At 40.0% G+C, this 18,798-nt stretch carries 13 protein-coding genes; 10 read left to right on the top strand and 3 right to left on the bottom strand.

Annotated features, from left to right (window positions below):
* Positions 1–30: 30 nt before the first annotated feature.
* The gene (locus AC3ITD_RS10010; RefSeq protein ID WP_489366139.1) at positions 31–291 is read right to left on the bottom strand and encodes a DUF3253 domain-containing protein; all 261 of its coding nucleotides are present in this window, start codon (positions 289–291) and stop codon (positions 31–33) included.
* Between the two features lie 186 nt (positions 292–477).
* Between AC3ITD_RS10010 and AC3ITD_RS10015 the strand changes: the two genes are divergently transcribed.
* The 9 genes from AC3ITD_RS10015 (at position 478) to AC3ITD_RS10055 (ending at position 13,973) form a co-directional block, all read left to right on the top strand.
* Entirely contained in the window at positions 478–1,446 is a 969-nt protein-coding gene (locus tag AC3ITD_RS10015; RefSeq protein WP_489366141.1) for an SDR family oxidoreductase, read from the top strand.
* A gap of 3 nt (positions 1,447–1,449) precedes the next feature.
* Positions 1,450–2,031, top strand: coding sequence for an arylesterase (locus AC3ITD_RS10020; protein WP_489366143.1), 582 nt, complete (start codon positions 1,450–1,452; stop codon positions 2,029–2,031).
* Between the two features lie 163 nt (positions 2,032–2,194).
* Positions 2,195–2,887 (top strand): SDR family NAD(P)-dependent oxidoreductase, encoded by a 693-nt coding sequence (locus AC3ITD_RS10025; RefSeq protein ID WP_489366145.1) that lies wholly within the window; start codon positions 2,195–2,197, stop codon positions 2,885–2,887.
* 598 nt (positions 2,888–3,485) lie between these two features.
* Complete coding sequence (locus AC3ITD_RS10030) at positions 3,486–5,888, top strand: glycoside hydrolase family 127 protein (protein WP_489366147.1); 2,403 nt, start codon at positions 3,486–3,488, stop codon at positions 5,886–5,888.
* 294 nt (positions 5,889–6,182) lie between these two features.
* Entirely contained in the window at positions 6,183–9,320 is a 3,138-nt protein-coding gene (locus AC3ITD_RS10035) for a SusC/RagA family TonB-linked outer membrane protein (RefSeq protein WP_489366150.1), read from the top strand.
* A 10-nt stretch (positions 9,321–9,330) separates the two neighbouring features.
* Positions 9,331–10,800, top strand: a complete 1,470-nt coding sequence (locus tag AC3ITD_RS10040; protein ID WP_489366152.1) for a RagB/SusD family nutrient uptake outer membrane protein — start codon at positions 9,331–9,333, stop codon at positions 10,798–10,800.
* A 5-nt stretch (positions 10,801–10,805) separates the two neighbouring features.
* Positions 10,806–11,474 carry a hypothetical protein gene (locus AC3ITD_RS10045; protein ID WP_489366154.1) on the top strand — a complete coding sequence of 223 codons (669 nt, stop codon included), beginning with the start codon at positions 10,806–10,808 and terminating at the stop codon, positions 11,472–11,474.
* A 24-nt stretch (positions 11,475–11,498) separates the two neighbouring features.
* On the top strand, positions 11,499–12,452 hold the full coding sequence (locus AC3ITD_RS10050) for a hypothetical protein (RefSeq protein WP_489366156.1): 954 nt from the start codon (positions 11,499–11,501) through the stop codon (positions 12,450–12,452).
* Between the two features lie 168 nt (positions 12,453–12,620).
* Positions 12,621–13,973, top strand: a complete 1,353-nt coding sequence (locus AC3ITD_RS10055; protein ID WP_489366158.1) for a DUF6055 domain-containing protein — start codon at positions 12,621–12,623, stop codon at positions 13,971–13,973.
* A gap of 56 nt (positions 13,974–14,029) precedes the next feature.
* Here the strand turns inward: AC3ITD_RS10055 and AC3ITD_RS10060 are convergent, their stop codons facing one another.
* Both AC3ITD_RS10060 and AC3ITD_RS10065 read right to left on the bottom strand, forming a co-directional pair.
* Positions 14,030–15,802: an aminopeptidase P family protein gene (locus tag AC3ITD_RS10060; RefSeq protein WP_489366160.1), complete on the bottom strand. Its 1,773-nt coding sequence runs from the start codon at positions 15,800–15,802 to the stop codon at positions 14,030–14,032.
* A 3-nt stretch (positions 15,803–15,805) separates the two neighbouring features.
* The gene (locus tag AC3ITD_RS10065; RefSeq protein ID WP_489366162.1) at positions 15,806–17,203 is read right to left on the bottom strand and encodes an aminopeptidase P family protein; all 1,398 of its coding nucleotides are present in this window, start codon (positions 17,201–17,203) and stop codon (positions 15,806–15,808) included.
* 152 nt (positions 17,204–17,355) lie between these two features.
* Here AC3ITD_RS10065 and AC3ITD_RS10070 point away from each other — a divergent pair, with 152 nt between their 5' ends.
* Positions 17,356–18,771, top strand: coding sequence for a POT-type proton-dependent oligopeptide transporter (locus tag AC3ITD_RS10070; protein ID WP_489366164.1), 1,416 nt, complete (start codon positions 17,356–17,358; stop codon positions 18,769–18,771).
* Positions 18,772–18,798 lie beyond the last annotated feature (27 nt).

Consider the following 18,798-nt stretch of genomic DNA (forward strand, 5'->3'; position numbering starts at 1 on the left):
TTTTGTGCAGCGGGTAACCGCGAACAAACATTAGTCGTTGATATTTTCCGTCTGGCTAATTTTGATTCGTACTGGCCCTTTGATATGATCCAAATCAACAGGTACTCCTTTTTGTGTGATCACTACCTTACCTTTCCGATGCAAACCGATAGCCACGTCCCGCACCTTCCCCATCTCCTTTCGCCAGTCATCACCAAAAAGCATACGGGCAATCTCCGAAGGACAGGTACTTTTATCTGGTCCACGTTTATCCGCCTCAGCTAAGATGGCTTTTGATATTTCTGATAACATCACCATAAATGGATAACAAATGTATGAGGCTATTGCTTTGAAATGCCATTAATATTTCCTAAACTACAAATAGACTAAGCCAATTTCCCGTCATCAAAAGTTTTCAATTAAACAAAGTAGTTTTGCTTTTTGATGCCGTAGCAGCCATTTTCTAAACAATTTATATTGGCCACTGGTTGTAATGATATGACCGATAAAAAAAGAACTGTTGTCATTACCGGCGCATCAAGTGGTGTGGGAAGAGCCATTGCACTTGCGTTCGCGGCGAATAGCGATCAACTCATCCTGGCTTCGAGAAATATGGCTGCCTTACAAGAGCTTGCCGAAGAATGTGAAACTCTTGGGGCGAAAGTTAAATGTATCCAAACTGATACCGCTCAATATCATGATGTGATTAATCTGGCAGCGGCAGCGGCCGATTTTGGAAATACGATTGACGTATGGATTAATAATGCAGGCGTGCTCGCGGTGGGCGAATTCGACAAAACACCCATGGAAGTAACCGAACAAGTGATAAAAACAAACTTGTTAGGCTACATGAATGGCGCACATGCCATCCTCCCTTACTTCAAAAAACAAGGCTACGGCATCTTGATCAACAATATATCCATAGGTGGATTTTTACCGGTTCCTTATGGGGTAGGTTACTCTGCCAGTAAATTTGGCCTGCGTGGATTTAGCGCCGCACTGAAAGCGGAACTTTCTGCTTTCAAAAACATTCATGTATGCGACGCCTTCCCTGCCTTTCTTGATACTCCAGGCATCCAGCATGCCGCAAACTATACAGGCAGACAGCTAAAACCTGCACCACCAGTATACGATCCCAGCCGAATTGCTGCAGACGTTTTGAAAATTTCACGCCAGCCACAACCATCGACAATGATGGGCAGTACAGCCATCTTTTTGCGTTATGCGTACGCACTCGCCCCAGGCTTAACAAGGGGAATAGCTGGCTATGTAATATCAGGATATTTAAAAAATGCGGCTGAGCTTCCCGCTACTAATGGAAATATTTTCAATACCGTAAAATATGGCAACGCTGTACATGGCGGCTGGGGAATACCTGGTAAACCACGAGCCCATCATAAATATCTCTCTCTCGGTGTACTGGCCATTGCTGCCGGAATTATGCTACTGAGTAAATCTAAACGTTAAACAATGCCTGTAATTTTATTTTTTGGCGATAGTTTAACTGCTGGATACGGCTTGAAAGATCCACTGCGGGAATCTTTACCCGCACGGCTCAGCGAGAAAATTGCAGCAGAGAACTGGAACTTTCAGGTCATCAATGCCGGACTGAGTGGCGATACCTCCACCACTGGTTTAAACCGGATTGATGCCGCATTGAATCAGGAAATCGACATTTTCGTGTTAGAGCTTGGCGCCAACGATTTACTCAGAGGTCATCAGGCTAATATCCTGAAAACCAATATGCAGCAAATCCTAACTAAAGTAAAGACTAAATATCCCAAAGCAGATATTTTAATTTTAGGCATGAGGCTTCCAGCATGGATTCCGGAGAACCGTGCTCCAGGCTACCGCACCATCTATCAGGAACTTGCACAGGAAAATAATTGCGAACTGTTCCCATTTTTATTGGAAGGCGTAGAAGGGAAAAAACACCTCAATATGTTTGATGGGGTTCATCCCCTGGCAGCAGGTTATCAAATCATAGCAGATAACGTTTGGCCAAAGCTAAAATCAATGATCGCCAAACACAGTGCGGTTAAAACACTATAGTTTTATTCCTGCTTCCTCCTTAATTGCGGGTTCAAATTACATTTCGAATCAGATTTTAAATCCAAGTTTTACCGATAGATGCTACCGACATTGATCTCCTCAAAAAAATCCGATAAAACTTTTTTTTATTTCACCATGTTGACTTAATATCAACAATCGAGACATGGAACACACAAAACTTTTCACACTAATTACCGGAGCCAGTAGCGGCATCGGTTTAGAATTGGCAAAACTATTTGCTCAGGATGGTCACAACCTGATTATCGTAGCAAGAGAGGAGGAAAAATTAGCCGAAGCTGAAAGCCTCCTAAAACAAAACGGTATCGAAGTCTGCGGCATCAGTAAAGATCTTTTTCAGCCAGATGCAGCGACTGATTTATACGAAGAAATTAAACAAAAAGGATATGAAGTGGATGTATTGGTCAATGATGCCGGTCAGGGTGTTTATGGAAAGTTCATTGAGAATGATCTGGAACGTGAATTAGACATTATACAGCTCAACATTTCATCGCTGGTTTCCCTTACTAAATATTATGCAAAAGACATGGTTGCCCGTGGGACTGGCAAAATCTTGAATGTAGCATCCATTGCCAGTAAAGCGCCGGGGCCATATCAAGCAGTTTATCATGGTACAAAAGCATTCGTACACTCCTTTAGTGAATCTATAAGAAGGGAATTAAAAGATACCGGCGTAACTGTTACTTCACTGCTGCCTGGCCCAACCGATACAGATTTCTTCAACAAAGCTGACATGCTTGAATCCAAAATTGTGCAAGAGGGTAATCTAGATGATGCTGCAAAAGTGGCAAAAGACGGTTACGAAGCCCTGCTCGCTGGCCAGGATATGGTGGTTTAAGGTTTCAAAAACAAAATGACCGTAGCCATGGGTAACATCACGCCCGATAGTATGCAGGCAGCGCAAATGGAAAAAATGCAGGAACCCGCCCGCGAAGAGAAGAAAAAGTAACTGGTAATGGGCAACACAAACGCCATGAACAACGGAATTGATGTCAAAAAGTTAGCAGTTGTATAGATAATAAATACCTGTAAGTTAAATCATTAGGTAATTCGGGTAAAAAGTTCATCCCGCTTCAATTAAAAGCTTTATCTAATAGGATAAGGCTTTTTTATTAACAGGCTATAGACAAGATACAACCACTTTCTCAACCGAACAGATGGAAAAAAACTTAAAAAACTGTTGATAATCTTACCTATCAGTGGTTGTAATTGAAATTAAATCGTTCCCATCAAATTGTTAAAATATAGCTATCTATTGTCAATTATCATTAACCCGTTTACTCAGAAACAAATTATTTTAGTGTCGTGAAACTACAGGCTCGATCAGCTAATCGCATAACATTTTAAAATAAAAATAACGTGCAGTGTCATAAGCATGTTGTCAGAAAACAACAACATTCAAGATCTTACCGATTAATAAAACTACCTAACCAATAATGAAAAAAAAACCGGAAAAAGCAATTATCACCCTGTTATTCATTCTTTTAATGGGATTAAATCTTTCTGCTCAGAGAAAAGATTATCCTATACAACCTGTAGCGTTTACCAAAGTTCACGTACATGATCACTTTTGGCAACCAAAAATGGAGGTAAATGCTAATGTTACCATTCCTTATGTAATTGCGCAATGCAGGGCAAATGGCCGTATGGATAATTTTTTAAGGGCAGGAAAAAAGTTAAGCGGGGATAAAATGAGTGAATTTCCGTTTGATGATACTGATGTTTACAAAGCAATTGAAGGTGCGTCATATGCGATACAGAATAAACCTAATCCTAAACTAGAAGCCTATATTGATACCCTAATTACCATTATTGGTGAAGCACAGGAACCAGATGGATATTTATTCACCTTCAGAACTGTAAATGCTAAGAAACCGCATGAATGGATCGGTGCTAAACGTTGGGAGAAGGAAGAAATTTTAAGCCACGAACTTTATAATGCCGGGCATTTATATGAAGCTGCAGTGGCGCATTATGAGGCAACCGGAAAAAATAATTTCTTAAATATTGCCATAAAAAATGCTGATTTATTGGTTAAAACCTTTGGCAAAGGCAAAATTGCAGCTTATCCAGGTCACCAAATTGTGGAGATTGGTTTATCAAAGATGTATCGGATCACCAATAATCAAAAATATCTGGAACTGGCTAAATTCTTTCTTGATATAAGGGGGCCAAAAGGCGATCCATATAATCAGGCACATAAGAAGGTTATTGAGCAACACGAAGCTGTTGGCCATGCCGTAAGAGCTGCTTATATGTACACAGGAATGGCTGATATAGCAGCCTTGACCGGCGACACTCAATATCTTTCTGCGATTGATGACATTTGGGGAGATGTAGTTAACAAAAAACTCTACATTACAGGTGGTATTGGTGCTACTGGTGCTGGCGAAGCTTTCGGCGAAGCATACCAACTGCCAAACATGTCTGCCTATGCAGAAACATGCGCAGCCATTGGCAACGTTTATTGGAACGAACGGATGTTCCTGTTGCACGGTGATTCAAAATATATTGATGTATTAGAAAAAACGCTTTATAATGGTCTTTTATCAGGCGTTTCCTTAAGTGGCGATCGTTTTTTTTATCCCAATCCGCTGGCATCTATGTTTCAACATCAGCGTAGTGCATGGATTAGTTGTGCCTGTTGCATTAGCAACATGGCAAGATTTTTACCCTCATTACCTGGTTATGTATATGCACAAAACAAGAATGAACTTTATGTAAACCTTTACATGGGAAATACCAGTAAAATTGGACTTGAGTCAACTGATGTGGAAGTTGTTCAAGAAACAGATTATCCCTGGAAAGGCAATGTTGACTTAACGATTAACCCGGAAAAAACGGCTGATTTTACCTTAAGGTTAAGATTACCTGGATGGGCGAATCGAGAGGCCGCTCCTGGTGATCTATATTCATTTTTAGATAAAAAGGATACACCTATAACCATAGCGCTTAACGGTAAATCAATTACTTTCAATACTGAAAAAGGTTATGCCATCATCAGCAGAAAATGGAAAAAAGGAGACCGCATTGCTTTGGTTCTTCCTATGGAGACTAATAAAGTGGTTGCCAACCGAAATGTTAAAGATGATGCCTCGCGATTTGTGTTGCAACGTGGCCCGATTGTTTACTGTCTTGAAGGGCCTGATAACAGGGATAGTGTAGTGCAAAATATTATGATCGATAAAAATGCAGTAGCTACTACAGCATACCAGGCAAACCTTTTAAATGGTGTTGATGTGATTAGTATTCCGGGGCAAAGTACTAAAAGACAGCTTAACAGTGATCGTTTGCTGATTTCAAATCAAAATGTGAATGCCATACCCTATTATGCCTGGGCAAACCGAGGCCCAAGTGAGATGACCGTTTGGATTCCTTATGAGCAATCGGCCGCAAAACCAAAACCTGCACCAACTGTGGCAAGCATGAGTAAAGTGTCATCATCAGTTAAAAACAGCAGAATGTTCGCTGCAATTAAGGATCAGTATGAGCCGGCAGATTCAAAAGATACCAATTATCCTTACCTGCATTGGTGGCCTGCAAAAAATACCAAAGAGTTTATCCAATACGATTTTGCTTCAACGCAAAATGTCAGCGAATCAAAAATATATTGGTATGATGATAGTCCGTGGGGCGGATGCAGAATTCCAGCATCTTATAAACTGTTTTACAAAAATGGAGATCAATGGCTTCCAGTAGAAATGATTTCCCCTCTAGAAATTAGTAAAGATAAATTTAACATCGCAAAATTTAAACCTGTGAATACAACTGCTTTGAGGATGGAGATACAACTGCCGGCAGAGCATGCAGCGGGTGTCCACGAGTGGGCAGTTAAATAGTGTTGTTTAAATCTCATTTCTAACTCCCTGTTTCTTATATAAGGCAGGGAGTTTTTTGGTTTTTGTAGTATTGGTTAGTACTTATCTGATAATATTAATCCTTCACCCGCTAATGGGCTTCTAAAGATAACTACCGAAACCCCACTACTTATCTTTCTTTATAAGTAATTCATACAAAAGACATTAGAAAGGTTAAAAAACGATTTGAATCAGGTAAAATATTCGAAATTTCCACTGCTTTACAACGGTAAATTTATAAACGTTAAACTAACATTTAAACTAACCGATAAGCTAATGAAATTAAAATTTACTTTGAGCCGAAGTAGGTTATTGGGTATCATCATTTTTTCGCTGATACCTTTTCTCACCTTCGCACAAACCAAAATTACCGGTACGGTAACTGATGGCAACAAGCAAGCCATACCAGGCGCTTCCATTAAACAAAAGGGCACAACCAATGGAACATCCTCTGATAATAAGGGCAATTTTTCCCTGACTTTGAGAGAGGGATCGCCCCTTCTGGTTATTTCCAATGTGGGTTATAAACCCAGAGAAGTTTCTACTACAGGTAAAACGAGTATTAACATTGAACTTGCGGAAGATGATAACTCCCTACAAGAGGTGGTAGCCATTGGTTACCAGAATATTCAGCGGAAAAACACAGCAGGAGCCATTTCTTCAGTAAAAGGTAAAGATTTTGAAAACACTCCTTATTCTACGTTTGATGCCATGCTTCAGGGAAGAGTAGCGGGATTAACAGTATTAAGTACCTCAGGCGAACCTGGCGGAAATAATATTGTAAATATCAGGGGGGCCAGTAATGTAAATCTGGGACAAACCAGCTCTCCGCTATATGTTATTGATGGCGTAATTTATGATGTAAACGATATTAGTTCAGCTTATGGCAGCAGTCCGCTTCAGGCCATCAACCCCAATGATATCGAATCGGTTGATGTACTCAAAGATGCTTCAGCTTCTGCTGTTTATGGCGCAAGGGCTGCAAATGGAGTTATTATCGTTAAAACCAAACGTGCTGTTGTAGGGGCACCCCCCCAAATCAGGCTTTCCAGTTATTTTGGTATTGCGAATAAGCCTGCATTAAAACCGATCCAAACGGGTGCCGCAGAAAGACAACTTAAAATGGATTTGCTATATGGCGGCAACGGCAGTTACGACAGGTTAAAAAACCTGAACATGATGCTTACCGACAGTTTAAACAGCGCATTTAACAACAACACCGATTGGCAAGGTCTGTTTCTTCAGACCGGAAACATCAGTAACATTGATGCAAGTGTGGCTGGAGCAACCGATAAATATCAATATAGATTCTCATTTAACCGCTACTATGAAGAAGGCGTAATGAAAGGTTATGATATTACCAGAATCACTCCGAGTTTATTCTTTCAGGTATCGCCTACTAAAAATTTATTGGTACAAACCAATTTGTTTGTGGGGCTTACTAAAGCTAAACACGGCCAGGGTGATGGAACGAAATATCCTTTTACTACCTGGGGATTCCCTTCATCATTCTGGAGCATCGGAGAAGTAGAACAGGCATTATATTCAGGCCGGTACGATGAACTTCGGGATGATGATAGAACGACCAGTTTAAATGGAAATACAATGGCACAATACACCATTTTACCTGGCCTTAATTTAAAGAGTACAATTTCGTACAATGTGATTAACAATACCAGAAGCTATTTTACACCAAGTTTGTTGAGCGGAAGCGGCCAGAACGAGGCTTCTGGAGCGATAGAGCAAACCAACAGGTGGGAATTGGAAAACACGCTTAATTATTCCAAATCGTTAAAAAGCGGCCATAATTTCAACGCAATTTTGCTTCAGGGTATGGAGCGCAATGTGGCCAACAGTACATTCAGCAGAAGTATAGGAAACCCTGATGCGGTAAAAACAGTAACAGGTATTGCTGCTGGCCCAAATTTATCAGTAAGCAATGTGGTACAGCAACGCTCTCGCCTATCGTGGATGGGAAGTTTTGTTTACGACTATAAAGGTCGCTACCTGTTTCAGGCGGTTTATCGTGCCGATGCTTCCTCACGGTATAGTGCAGATAACAGATGGGGTTCTTTTCCATCGGTATCAGCCGGATGGAATGCCTCTGAAGAAAGTTTTTTCAGCCCCGCAAAAGACATTGTTTCCTACTTAAAGTTGAGGGCTAGTTACGGTATTACAGGTAACGATCCCGGTGCTTATTATGCGCAGTATCAATCGTTAATTTCAAATGCCAACTACGGCACCTCGGTGCTTGGCAATGGCGTTTTCGGGGCTCAAACTACCTACAATGGTACTCAGGTTTTATATCCCGATTATTACGGCGCAGCTTCTGCCACTTCCATTAGCTGGGAACGAAGCCCCCAGTTTAATGCAGGTATTGATCTTGGATTTTTTAAAGATCGAATTAGTTTAACTGCTGATTACTACATCAGAGATTCTAAAAGTAAGGTTTTCGATGTTGGAGTTCCCTTAACTACTGGCTATTCTTTAATTTCCAATAACTACGTAGATCTAAGAAACACAGGGATAGAATTTACTTTAACAACCAGAAATTTAGGACCAAGGTCGAAATTACAATGGACTACCAATTTTAATATTGCTTATAACGATAATTACATCACCAGGCTGCCAAATGGCGGAAGAGATTTCACATTCGGTCCGCCTTGGTTACAACAAACCTTAAGCGTAGGAGAGCCACTTTTCACCTACAAAGTATGGGAAGTAAATGGTATCTATTCCCGAGATGCGGATGTTCCTGTAGATCCAAAAACCGGAAGAAGAGTTACGCAATTTGGTGGTGCACAATTTAGTGCCGGGGATCCTGCAAGAGTTGATCAGAATGGAGATTATAATATCGATTATCTCGATTATGTTTCTTACGGAAACCCAAATCCCGATATCACCGGAGGGATGAACAACTCTTTCTCCTATAAGGGATTCTCTTTAGATGTGCTGGTTACCTTTATTTCAGGCAGAAGCCTGCGTAACGGTTACCTGTCGGATAAATTTCAGGATGCAGGCACTTCAGACCCCTACTTTCTTTGGGGGCCACGTTCAGGTCCAGCTTCTAACTTTAATGTAAGTGATTTCTGGAACAAACCAGGCGATGTAGCCAAATATCCGGGTTTGATTACCAACAATGTAGATAAATGGCACATTGGCCAGAGCATGTTTATTGAGGATGCCAGTTTTCTTCGCATCAAAAATATCAGGTTAGGTTATGCCTTACCTCAAAAAGTAACTAAAAAGCTTGGTCTGAGTATGGTGAGGTTTTATGGGGTGATGGATAACGTTAAAGTGTGGTCTAAATCTACTGTTCCAGATCCGGAAGCGGTAGGCGCTGATGGATATTCCGGAGGAAATGATTATCCAATTCCTAAAAAGTACACATTTGGTATCGATTTAACTTTCTAATTCTACGAAAATGAAAAAATTAACAATATATATATGCTGTGTAATCGGGTTGACCACAGCAAGCTCCTGCAAAAAGTTTTTAGATGAAAAGCCCATCAGTGTATCCACAGATCTTACCTTTTGGAAAAATGAGGCAGATGCCGATAAAGGGGTGGCAGCAGGTTATGCCTTATTAAGAAAAACATTAAATAAAGCAGATGGAAATGCTTTCTATGCGTACGGCGATTTTCCAACTGATGAATTTTCGGCAATAGGCTCGTACCGCTTTGATAACATAATGAGAATGGAATTGGGCATTTCCGTTCCGGCAGCCGATGTAAATGATAGAATGCAGGTAATGAGACGGTATGATACTTTCTACAGTGCAATCGACCAGGCCAACCGTTGTATCAAATTCATCCCTACTATTCCTGATAATAAATTTGCATCAACGAATATTAAAAATAACCTGCTAGGCGAAGCTTATTTTTTAAGGGCTTTCAATTATTTTTACATGACCAGAATCTGGGGTGATATCCCTGTAATAACCGAAACAGGGGCCATTGCAGATGCGGTAGATCTTCCACGAACAAAAGCAGCTGATGTGCAAGCGCAATGTTTAGCTGATGTTAATCAGGCTATCTCGCTTCTAAGCTGGGATTATGCCAACTCCTCAAACCGTGCTGTCAGGGCAAATAAAGGATCGGCTTATGCGCTACTTGCCCACCTGTATGCCTGGCAGGGAGATTATCAAAATGCCAACCTTACTACAGATAAAATTATCAGTCAAAATTTTTATCAGTATGTTAACAGGGATAATTATCTGAATATCTACAAAGGCAAATCAACTGAAGGCATTTTTGAAATTGCTCAAAGTGATGAAAATGAAGGCTATATAGATGGAATTACATTACTTACTTTGAAAAGCCCGTACATTACAAGTGTAACAGGCACTTCTATCGCTCAGCTTAATGCCACTACTTTGGCAAGCCTTTACAATACTCCAAATGATAAGCGTTACTCGAACGCATTTGCACTTACCAATACCACCAACCCCTTATGCATCAAGTACTCGAACATTACGTTCGTTACGGGGCAAAACGTTGTCAGATCGGTAGCGCACAATAACATCATCATTTTCCGATTAGCAGACATTAAATTGCTAAAAGCAGAATCGCTTGCAGCTCTCAATCAGTTTTCGCAGGCTAGAACTGTACTTAACGAGGTTCGTAGCCAGGCCGGTATAGGCGACTGGGTAGGAACTGATGCCAACTTATTTGAAGGAATTATTGATGAACGTGGAAGAGAACTCTTTTTAGAAGGACACCGGTTTTATGATTTAGTAAGATTGGGAAGAAAGACCGGCATCATGAAGTTTGGTGCAGAAAAAATGACCAAAAGCGATTTCGATGCCGGTAAATATTATTGGCCTCTTGATCCTGCATTGATGAATATTAACAAGAAACTGACCCAGACACCATTTTGGAGTTCAAAGATATAAGCACCATGAAAAATAAAATTTTGTGTTTTATAATATGCAGCCTGGGGCTGGCATATTTTGCAAGCTGTAAAAAGAGTGATTACCTGACTGATGGAGGTTTGAGCCAGGCTAAATCGCCATTAACTACTTATGAATACCTCAAACAGCATAAATATCGTTTGTTTGATACCTTGATTATGGTTATTGATCATTATAACATGAAGGAAGAGGTAAATGGAGCTGCAACTTTTTTTGCACCCACCAACCACTCCATCAATAACTATTTAAAAATAAAAAGAGATTCCGTAAGGCGAATCAACGAAAACAATACCTATACGCTTAGCGATATGTATCAACAGATCAAGGCAGATTCGTTGCGTCTTTACTTGTCAAAATCGCGTATTGAGTTAATCTCAACCCCGCTTACACCTACTATTTTAGCCAATAATGCGAATATCAAAACTGCTGTTCAACGTATTTTGCAGCCAAAACCTGGCGAATCCTGGTCGTCGGCACCGATTTACTATCTGTTTTTTATTAAGGTAAGAGGTGATCTGGATCCGCCGAATTCAACTATTCAGCCTAATGATCCAAATACAGATTTAAAGGCGCAGTGTCAAACTACAGGCATTGAGCCTTCATCGGGAGGAATGCTCCATGTGCTTAGTAATACCCATACGTTCATCAGATTCTAGTTTGGAATCGCAACAGCAAAAATCATGAATAAAAGATTTATAATCACGTCACTTTCTGCCCTGCTTTTGGCAGGCTGTTTATCCGGATGCAAGAAGATAGAAAAGGGCTTCATTAGCGACTTTATGTATTACAGTCCTAATCCGCTTATTGCCACACAGGGAAACGTAACCAACTCCAAAGCCATCGAACTTGATGGAACCACTGGCCCCGTCACCGTTAAACTGCTGGCAGTAAGAAACTCTGATACGGGGCAGCCAACACCCGATATGCTTAAAGAATTTAGCATTAAACAATTTCTAGCTCAGGTGACCAGTGCCGATTCTACAGTGGCTTTGGTAAATAAAAAAATTGTAATGAAACCTGCCTTTCCGCTCGAAGTGAGTGAAATTGGTGGCAGAATTTCACTTTCTCAGGCTACAGCCTTTGTACCTACAGGAAATTACGTAATTGATGTGCAGGTATCAAATATAAAAGGCACACGCGAAATTTTGAATGCTTGCAAAATCCAGTTGTTACCAAAAACACATTTCACACTTGATTCTGGCCCGTTTTTCACCACTTCTGATGCGACAGCAGAAACCGGTTTTAGCGGACAAGCGCCCCTACCTATTACCATCACCTACGATAACAAAGGCCCTAATAAAATCCGTTTTGTCTTCTTAGATAAAAACGGAACTGCATTCGATCCATCGGCGGGCCAGGTAACAACCAGGGGTGATAGAGGAAACTTTTCACAAATGAATCCTTACTACCCATTGGTAAGAACAAGTACTGCTTTGGAATGGGAATTTATTGATTTACCAAATGGGTTTCCAATAAAAGATGGTGCCAATGGAACAGGCAATTATTATAGAATTCCGGCAAGGTTTACCGAAGAAAATAGAAATGCAAACCCTGTTTTTTTCGGCTTTAAAGCATTGTCGCCAGGAAGTTATACAGTAACGATCCAAATCCCTGCTATAACAAAAAAACCTTAATAACTCAGTCAACGGTTAAACCCAGGTCGGATAAAAACGATTCTGGGTTTTTATATTCACACTAAACGCAACCTATAAGCTTCACATTGACAATCTCTTATGTACCACACCTCGTCATTCGCGTTCCGAATAAAACAGTTTTTAGCTAAACTAAAAACCAACCTTCAAGTGTTAAGCATATTCCTGATCAGCTTTATAGTTAATCAAAAAGCATTAAGCCAGCAAGTTAAACCGCAGCCAGATAAAGTTGATTTTAAAAAGCAGCGATATATCCCAGCCAAAGTGTGGATGGTTCCTGAAGGGAATGATTTTAATAATGAAGAAAGTGAGTTTAGTTACAAAAGAATGGCTGAATCTGATGATATTGCTATTTTCTGGTCAAAGGAATTTGGATCGGATCTATCCAAAAACCCCGATTCTTCACTTCGTCTAGACATCAATCAAATTTTAAGGGAATGCGATCGATTTTATAATTTTTATGTAGATAGTTTGAGTTTTGTGAATAAGGGAAAATCGGTAACTGATAGATATAAACTGTTGATTTTTGTTTTTAAGGGAAAAGAAGGTACCGCTTTCGGTGGCGGTGAGGATAAGAAAGTGGGCATTGCCTGGACTCCCCTTTCGAGGATCAGCAAAGCGCCGTTTGGAGCACTGGCTCATGAAATTGGGCACTCTTTTCAATATCTGGTGCACGGCGATGGTGCCTGGGCATTTACTTCATCACCGAAAGGCAGTCAAGGCCAGTCCATTTTTGAAATGACATCGCAATTTATGCTTTGGCATGTTTATCCCGAATGGAGAACCTTTGAAAACTACCATTTAGAGGCTTACCTTAAAAAAACACACTATGCTTTTTTGCATGAAACCAATCAATATCATTCTCCTTATGTGTTGGAATACTGGGCAAACAAACATAGCGTTAAGTTCATTGGTAAATTGTGGCAAAATGCGCTAAAAGGTGAAGATGCTGTAATGGCTTATAAGCGACTAACAAATATCAGTCAGTCGAAATTTAATAATGAAATGCATGAAGCCGCAACAAAATTTCTTACCTGGGATTTGGATCAGGCTAAAAAATCAACTCAATCGTACACCAATCAACATAAAACGGTTTTAGATTCTCTACCCGATAAATGGCTCAGAATATCGCCTGTTAATTGTCCACAAAATTACGGCTTCAATGGTATACCGCTAAGTATTCCGGCAAAAGGCACACAAATTAAGCTTAATTTTCAAGGAATAGCCGGAGCAGATGGTTTTAGAAAGATCAATACCGAAAATGCTGGTTGGCGATATAGTTTCGTTGCTTTGAAAAAAGATGGAACCCCTGTTTATGGAAAAACCCATGAAGATACAAAAGGTTCGATAAACTTTACTATTCCAGATCAAACACAATTTTTATGGCTGGTATTAAGCGGAGCGCCAACCAAACATTGGGAGCATATTACCGACGGTAAAGATGAAAATGATGAACAATGGCCATATCAGATTAAACTAAGGGGTACCACCCTTTTAAAATAAGTTTTAAAAAATTACGGGGATTTTTTTCTCTATCATTATACCGGATGAACGGATCATTAAATCGCTTTACACTTTCCAGCTAACCAAGTCAATTCATCAGCATTCAGGTATGATTTCAATCCATCATAAACTTTTTGATTATACCGATTAAGCCATTCAATTTGCTGAGGAAGAAGCAAATGAGATAATACAATTGAAGTATCTATATAACAGAGTGTAGCGGTATCAAATTGTAAAAAATCACCGAAATCGGTGCTTTCAGCAGGAACAGTAATCACTAAATTTTCTATTCTAACACCGTGCTTTCCTGGCCGGTAAATACCGGGTTCTATTGAAGTGAGCATCCCTAAATCAACCGAAAATGCGGCATTTGATGGACCAATGTTTTGAGGACCTTCATGAACATTCAGGTAATAACCAACGCCATGACCAGTGCCATGACCATAATTAATGCCCTGCTGCCACATCTGCTGCCGAACAATGCCATCAAGTTGGTATCCTCTAGTTCCCTGCGGAAATTTAGCCGCTGAACCAAATATCATTGCAGAGAGCACAAGCGTATAATCCCGCTGTTCTTCTGCTGTTGTTTTGCCCAGTGGCACCGTTCTGGTTACATCAGTTGTGCCATAAAAATAATGCCCGCCAGAATCCAGCAGAAAAAGACCCTCAGGCTTGAGTTCAATATCGCTATCTTCATTGGGGCAATAATGTGGCAAAGCAGCATGCAAACCATAACCCGCAATGGAGGCAAAACTTAAACCTGCAAAACCTTCTCCACTTTCCCTAAAAGCCTTTATTTTTTCTGAAGCAGATATTTCTGTGATCTTAATTTTTCCGATATTTTCTTCCAGCCACTTAAAAAAACGCGTTAAGGCTACGCCATCCTGAATCATGGCAAGTTTGATGTTTTCAATTTCTACACTATTTTTCACTGATTTCAAATACACCGTTGGATTGATGCTTTTAATCACATTAACTGAAGACGAAAAAATTGATAAAAACTGGTAACAAGTCCTTTTTTCATCAATGAGTACTGAGCAATTGCTCAGTGTGGATAAATCGGTTTTGATCTCGTGATAGCTTTTGATTTCCACACCTCTGTTTTGTAATATCTTTAAATCGGTTAATGATAATTTATTTTCGTCAATATAGAGGGTTATCTCATTAGGTGTGATTAAGGCATAACATAACACCACTGGATTGTAATTTACATCATTTCCGCGAAGATTGAAAAGCCAGGCGAGGTCATCCAGACTGGAAATGATATGAACATCTGAACGTTGTTTGACCAATACTGTTCTTATATCCGAAAGTTTGCTTTCGAAGCTTTGTCCGCAATCCTTTTCAGGCAATAAAAATGCCTTTTTCTGCGGTAATGCGGGTCTGTCAGTCCAAATCTCATCAATACTATCCAAATCTCTAACAGCAATCCGGCTGATGGCCAAGGAGTTTTCAATCTCCTCTCCTAATGCTGCAGACATCAACTGATAATCGAAACCTACCTGAGCGCCGGCTGGCAACACGTCTATTAACCAATCAATATATTCTGGCGTGTGCTGAACTTTTAACTTAACTAAATCGTACCCGCTGCCATTAAGCTGCGCTTCGGCCTGTTCGAAGTAGCGAAAATCAGCCCACAGGCCTGCAAAATTCGCAGTAATTACCAAGGTACCTGCAGAGCCGGTAAAGCCCGATGCGAAATGGATACATTTGTACCGGTCTGGCACGTATTCGCTCATGTGTGGGTCGGAAGATGGGATGATGTAGGCATCGACATTCGCTTCTAGCATTTTTGCCCTTATGGCATTCAATTGATCTTGATAAGTCATAAATTAATAGGCATTGTTTCTAATTTCTTCTACATCTTTTTGATCAATAGCCAGCGGCTTACCTAAAAGCTGATAACCATCGTTCGTCATTGTATAATTATTTTCCAATCTGATCCCGGTAAAGTCTTTGAATTTTTCAACCGCTGAATAATTGATAAAATCCCCAAATCGATTTTCAGATTTCCATAAATCAATTAACTCAGGAATCAAATAAATACCTGGTTCAATTGTAAATACATACCCTGGCTGAAGTGATTTACCCAGGCGAAGTGATTTTAAACCAAAAAGAGCAGTTTCTTTTTTCAAGTCATCATCATAACCAACATATTGTTCGCCTAAATCCTCCATATCGTGCACGTCAAGCCCCATCATGTGTCCGGTACCACATTGAAAAAAAAGTGCATGTGCACCTGCAGCTACTGCCTCATCGATATCACCTTTCATCAATCCCAATGCTTTCATTCCTTCGGCAAGGGTTTTGCAAGCTTCAAAATGTACATCAATAAAACGCCTGCCAGGGCTAAGTATCCCTTCTGCATGATTTAAGGCATTTTGTACAATCGTGTAAATTTCACTTTGCCTGGTATCAAATTTTTTTCCAACAGGGAATGTTCGTGTTAAATCGCCGCAATAACCCATCTCCGTTTCCATACCCGAATCGTTCAATACCATCTGCCCATCGTTCATGGTATTGCCGTGAAAATGATTGTGTAAAATTTCTCCCTGAACCGTAAGTATGATAGGATAAGCAATATTGCCTCCGGTTTTTAAAGCTGCACCATGTATTACGGCTGCAATTTCTGCTTCCTTCATTCCCGGCCTTGTACTATGCATGGCCAGCAAATGCATATCTACACTTCGGTTAACAGCTTTCTCAATTTCACTAATCTCCAAATTAGATTTTACAGCACGCTGTGCAACAACGGCTTTAATCAAATTAACCGATGCCCTGTCTTGTAGTTCATTTACGCTTAAATTTAGCAGTTCGGCCAATAATAGTTTATTTTCGCTGCGATAGGGAGGCAGGAAATGAATCATTCGTTTCAGATTGTTAGCAACCTTACAATAGTTTTCCAAAGCATTAAAAGGTTGAAGATTTTCCACACCGATTTCTAAAGCCTTATCACGAAGAGTTTGTTGCCTACCCATCCAAACGATATCATCTATACTCATCTCATTACCAAAGATGGTCTCTGTACCCTGATCAACATCTATAATGGCAGCCAGGCCAGGTGCAGCTATGCCAAAGTAATACAAAAAAGTACTATCCTGCCTAAAGCTGTAGGTATTATCAGCATAATTCATCGGACTTTCTGCATTGCCTAAAAAAAGCAGCACACCAGATTTCAACTGTTTAGCTAACGCTGCTCTTCTTGCTACATAAACATGGGTAGGAAACATTTTTAAGTATTTTATATTGATGATAATTATAATTATCCAAAAGTAGTAAAAGCGATAAAAAACGAGGTGATAATATCAAATTGGATAAAATACTGCATTAGAGGGGGAATATTCGTAAAGATTGATCGCACCATTTAAGGCAACTTTATAAAATGCAAAGAACAGATACAAAATCAAGTAGCTATCCGAAAAGCATTGGATATATCATTGCAAACGAAGGCGCAGAACGATTTAGTTTCTACGGAATGCGTTCAATACTAGCCACATTTTTAGTGGTGCATTTTTTTAATCCCACCTTAAACCCGGCTTTACAAATTACCGCTGAAGCTAAAGCGAACGAAACCACACATTTTTTTGTATCACTGGCTTATGCTATGCCCTTTGTGGGCGGCCTGCTAGCCGATTGGTTTTTCGGGAAATTCAGGGTGATTTTATATGTATCGCTGGTGTATTGCATTGGCCATCTGTGCCTGGCAATTTTTGATGATGATCTGGAGAAATTCACCTATGGATTAATCCTGATTGCTGTGGGTGCAGGATGCATTAAATCCTGCGTTTCGGCCAACCTTGGTGATCAGTTTACAGAAAAAAATAGTCATTTAATGTCGAAAGTATATGGCTGGTTTTATTTTAGCATTAACGCCGGTTCTGTACTGGCAACCATTCTAATTCCGCTGATTTATGATCGTTATGGCGCAAAATGGGCATTTGGTATTCCGGGAATATTGATGGCACTTGCAACCTTTATATTTGTTGCTGGCAGAAAAACATATGTTAATGTTCCTCCTTCTGGTGTAAATAAGAATAATTTTGTCTTTATTTCTGTGTATGCCCTGATTAATTGGCGAAAGAAACAAAAAAACGAATCGCTATTGGATGTAGCCAAGGCGAAATTCGATCATAAAAAGGTTGATGATGTAAAATCGGTTTATAATGTTTTGGCTGTATTTGCTTTTATCCCTATTTTCTGGGCACTCTGGGATCAAAGCCTTTCTGAATGGATATTACAGGCCACAAAAATGGATCGGCATATTCTTGGCATTAATCTCTTACCCGAGCAAATCCAGACTGTTAACCCGTTCTTTTTGCTTGTTTGCATCCCGATTTTCAACTATTGGCTATATCCTTTTCTGGATAAAAAAGGACTGAAAACCACGCCTTTAAGAAGAATTGGTGCAGGACTCATTCTGCTGGCCGTATCCTTCGTCATCATTGCGTTCATTCAAACCCGTATTGATGCTGGAGCACAGCCAACAATATGGTGGCAAATTCTGGCTTACGCCATTCTTGCTGCAGCTGAGGTGCTGGTTTCTATCACGGGGCTGGAATATGCTTACAGGCAGGCTAGCAAATCGATGAAAAGTACCATGATTGCCATTTGGCTACTCACTACGGCTATTGGTAATTTATTCACTGCACTGGTAAACAGAAGCATATCTAATGGTGGTTTTTTTGCACAATTCAAAGGAGCAGATTATTATTGGTTCTTTATTGGCTTGCTCTCGCTATTTATTTTGGTTTACCTATTTGTATCACCTAAAATAAAACAGCGACAGGTTTTGATTTAACACGACTAAACATTGTTATCGATATAA

It is taken from the genome of Pedobacter sp. KH_004, from assembly GCF_057840755.1.

What these genes read in the sequence shown, in the direction of transcription:
- AC3ITD_RS10060 (WP_489366160.1), bottom strand. Translation starts at nt 15,802, where the DNA reads ATGACTTATCAAGATCAATTGAATGCCATAAGGGCAAAAATGCTAGAA.
- AC3ITD_RS10035 (WP_489366150.1), top strand. Translation starts at nt 6,183, where the DNA reads ATGAAATTAAAATTTACTTTGAGCCGAAGTAGGTTATTGGGTATCATC.
- AC3ITD_RS10045 (WP_489366154.1), top strand. Translation starts at nt 10,806, where the DNA reads ATGAAAAATAAAATTTTGTGTTTTATAATATGCAGCCTGGGGCTGGCA.
- AC3ITD_RS10040 (WP_489366152.1), top strand. Translation starts at nt 9,331, where the DNA reads ATGAAAAAATTAACAATATATATATGCTGTGTAATCGGGTTGACCACA.
- AC3ITD_RS10020 (WP_489366143.1), top strand. Translation starts at nt 1,450, where the DNA reads ATGCCTGTAATTTTATTTTTTGGCGATAGTTTAACTGCTGGATACGGC.
- AC3ITD_RS10015 (WP_489366141.1), top strand. Translation starts at nt 478, where the DNA reads ATGACCGATAAAAAAAGAACTGTTGTCATTACCGGCGCATCAAGTGGT.
- AC3ITD_RS10070 (WP_489366164.1), top strand. Translation starts at nt 17,356, where the DNA reads ATGCAAAGAACAGATACAAAATCAAGTAGCTATCCGAAAAGCATTGGA.
- AC3ITD_RS10010 (WP_489366139.1), bottom strand. Translation starts at nt 291, where the DNA reads ATGTTATCAGAAATATCAAAAGCCATCTTAGCTGAGGCGGATAAACGT.
- AC3ITD_RS10050 (WP_489366156.1), top strand. Translation starts at nt 11,499, where the DNA reads ATGAATAAAAGATTTATAATCACGTCACTTTCTGCCCTGCTTTTGGCA.
- AC3ITD_RS10025 (WP_489366145.1), top strand. Translation starts at nt 2,195, where the DNA reads ATGGAACACACAAAACTTTTCACACTAATTACCGGAGCCAGTAGCGGC.
- AC3ITD_RS10030 (WP_489366147.1), top strand. Translation starts at nt 3,486, where the DNA reads ATGAAAAAAAAACCGGAAAAAGCAATTATCACCCTGTTATTCATTCTT.
- AC3ITD_RS10065 (WP_489366162.1), bottom strand. Translation starts at nt 17,203, where the DNA reads ATGTTTCCTACCCATGTTTATGTAGCAAGAAGAGCAGCGTTAGCTAAA.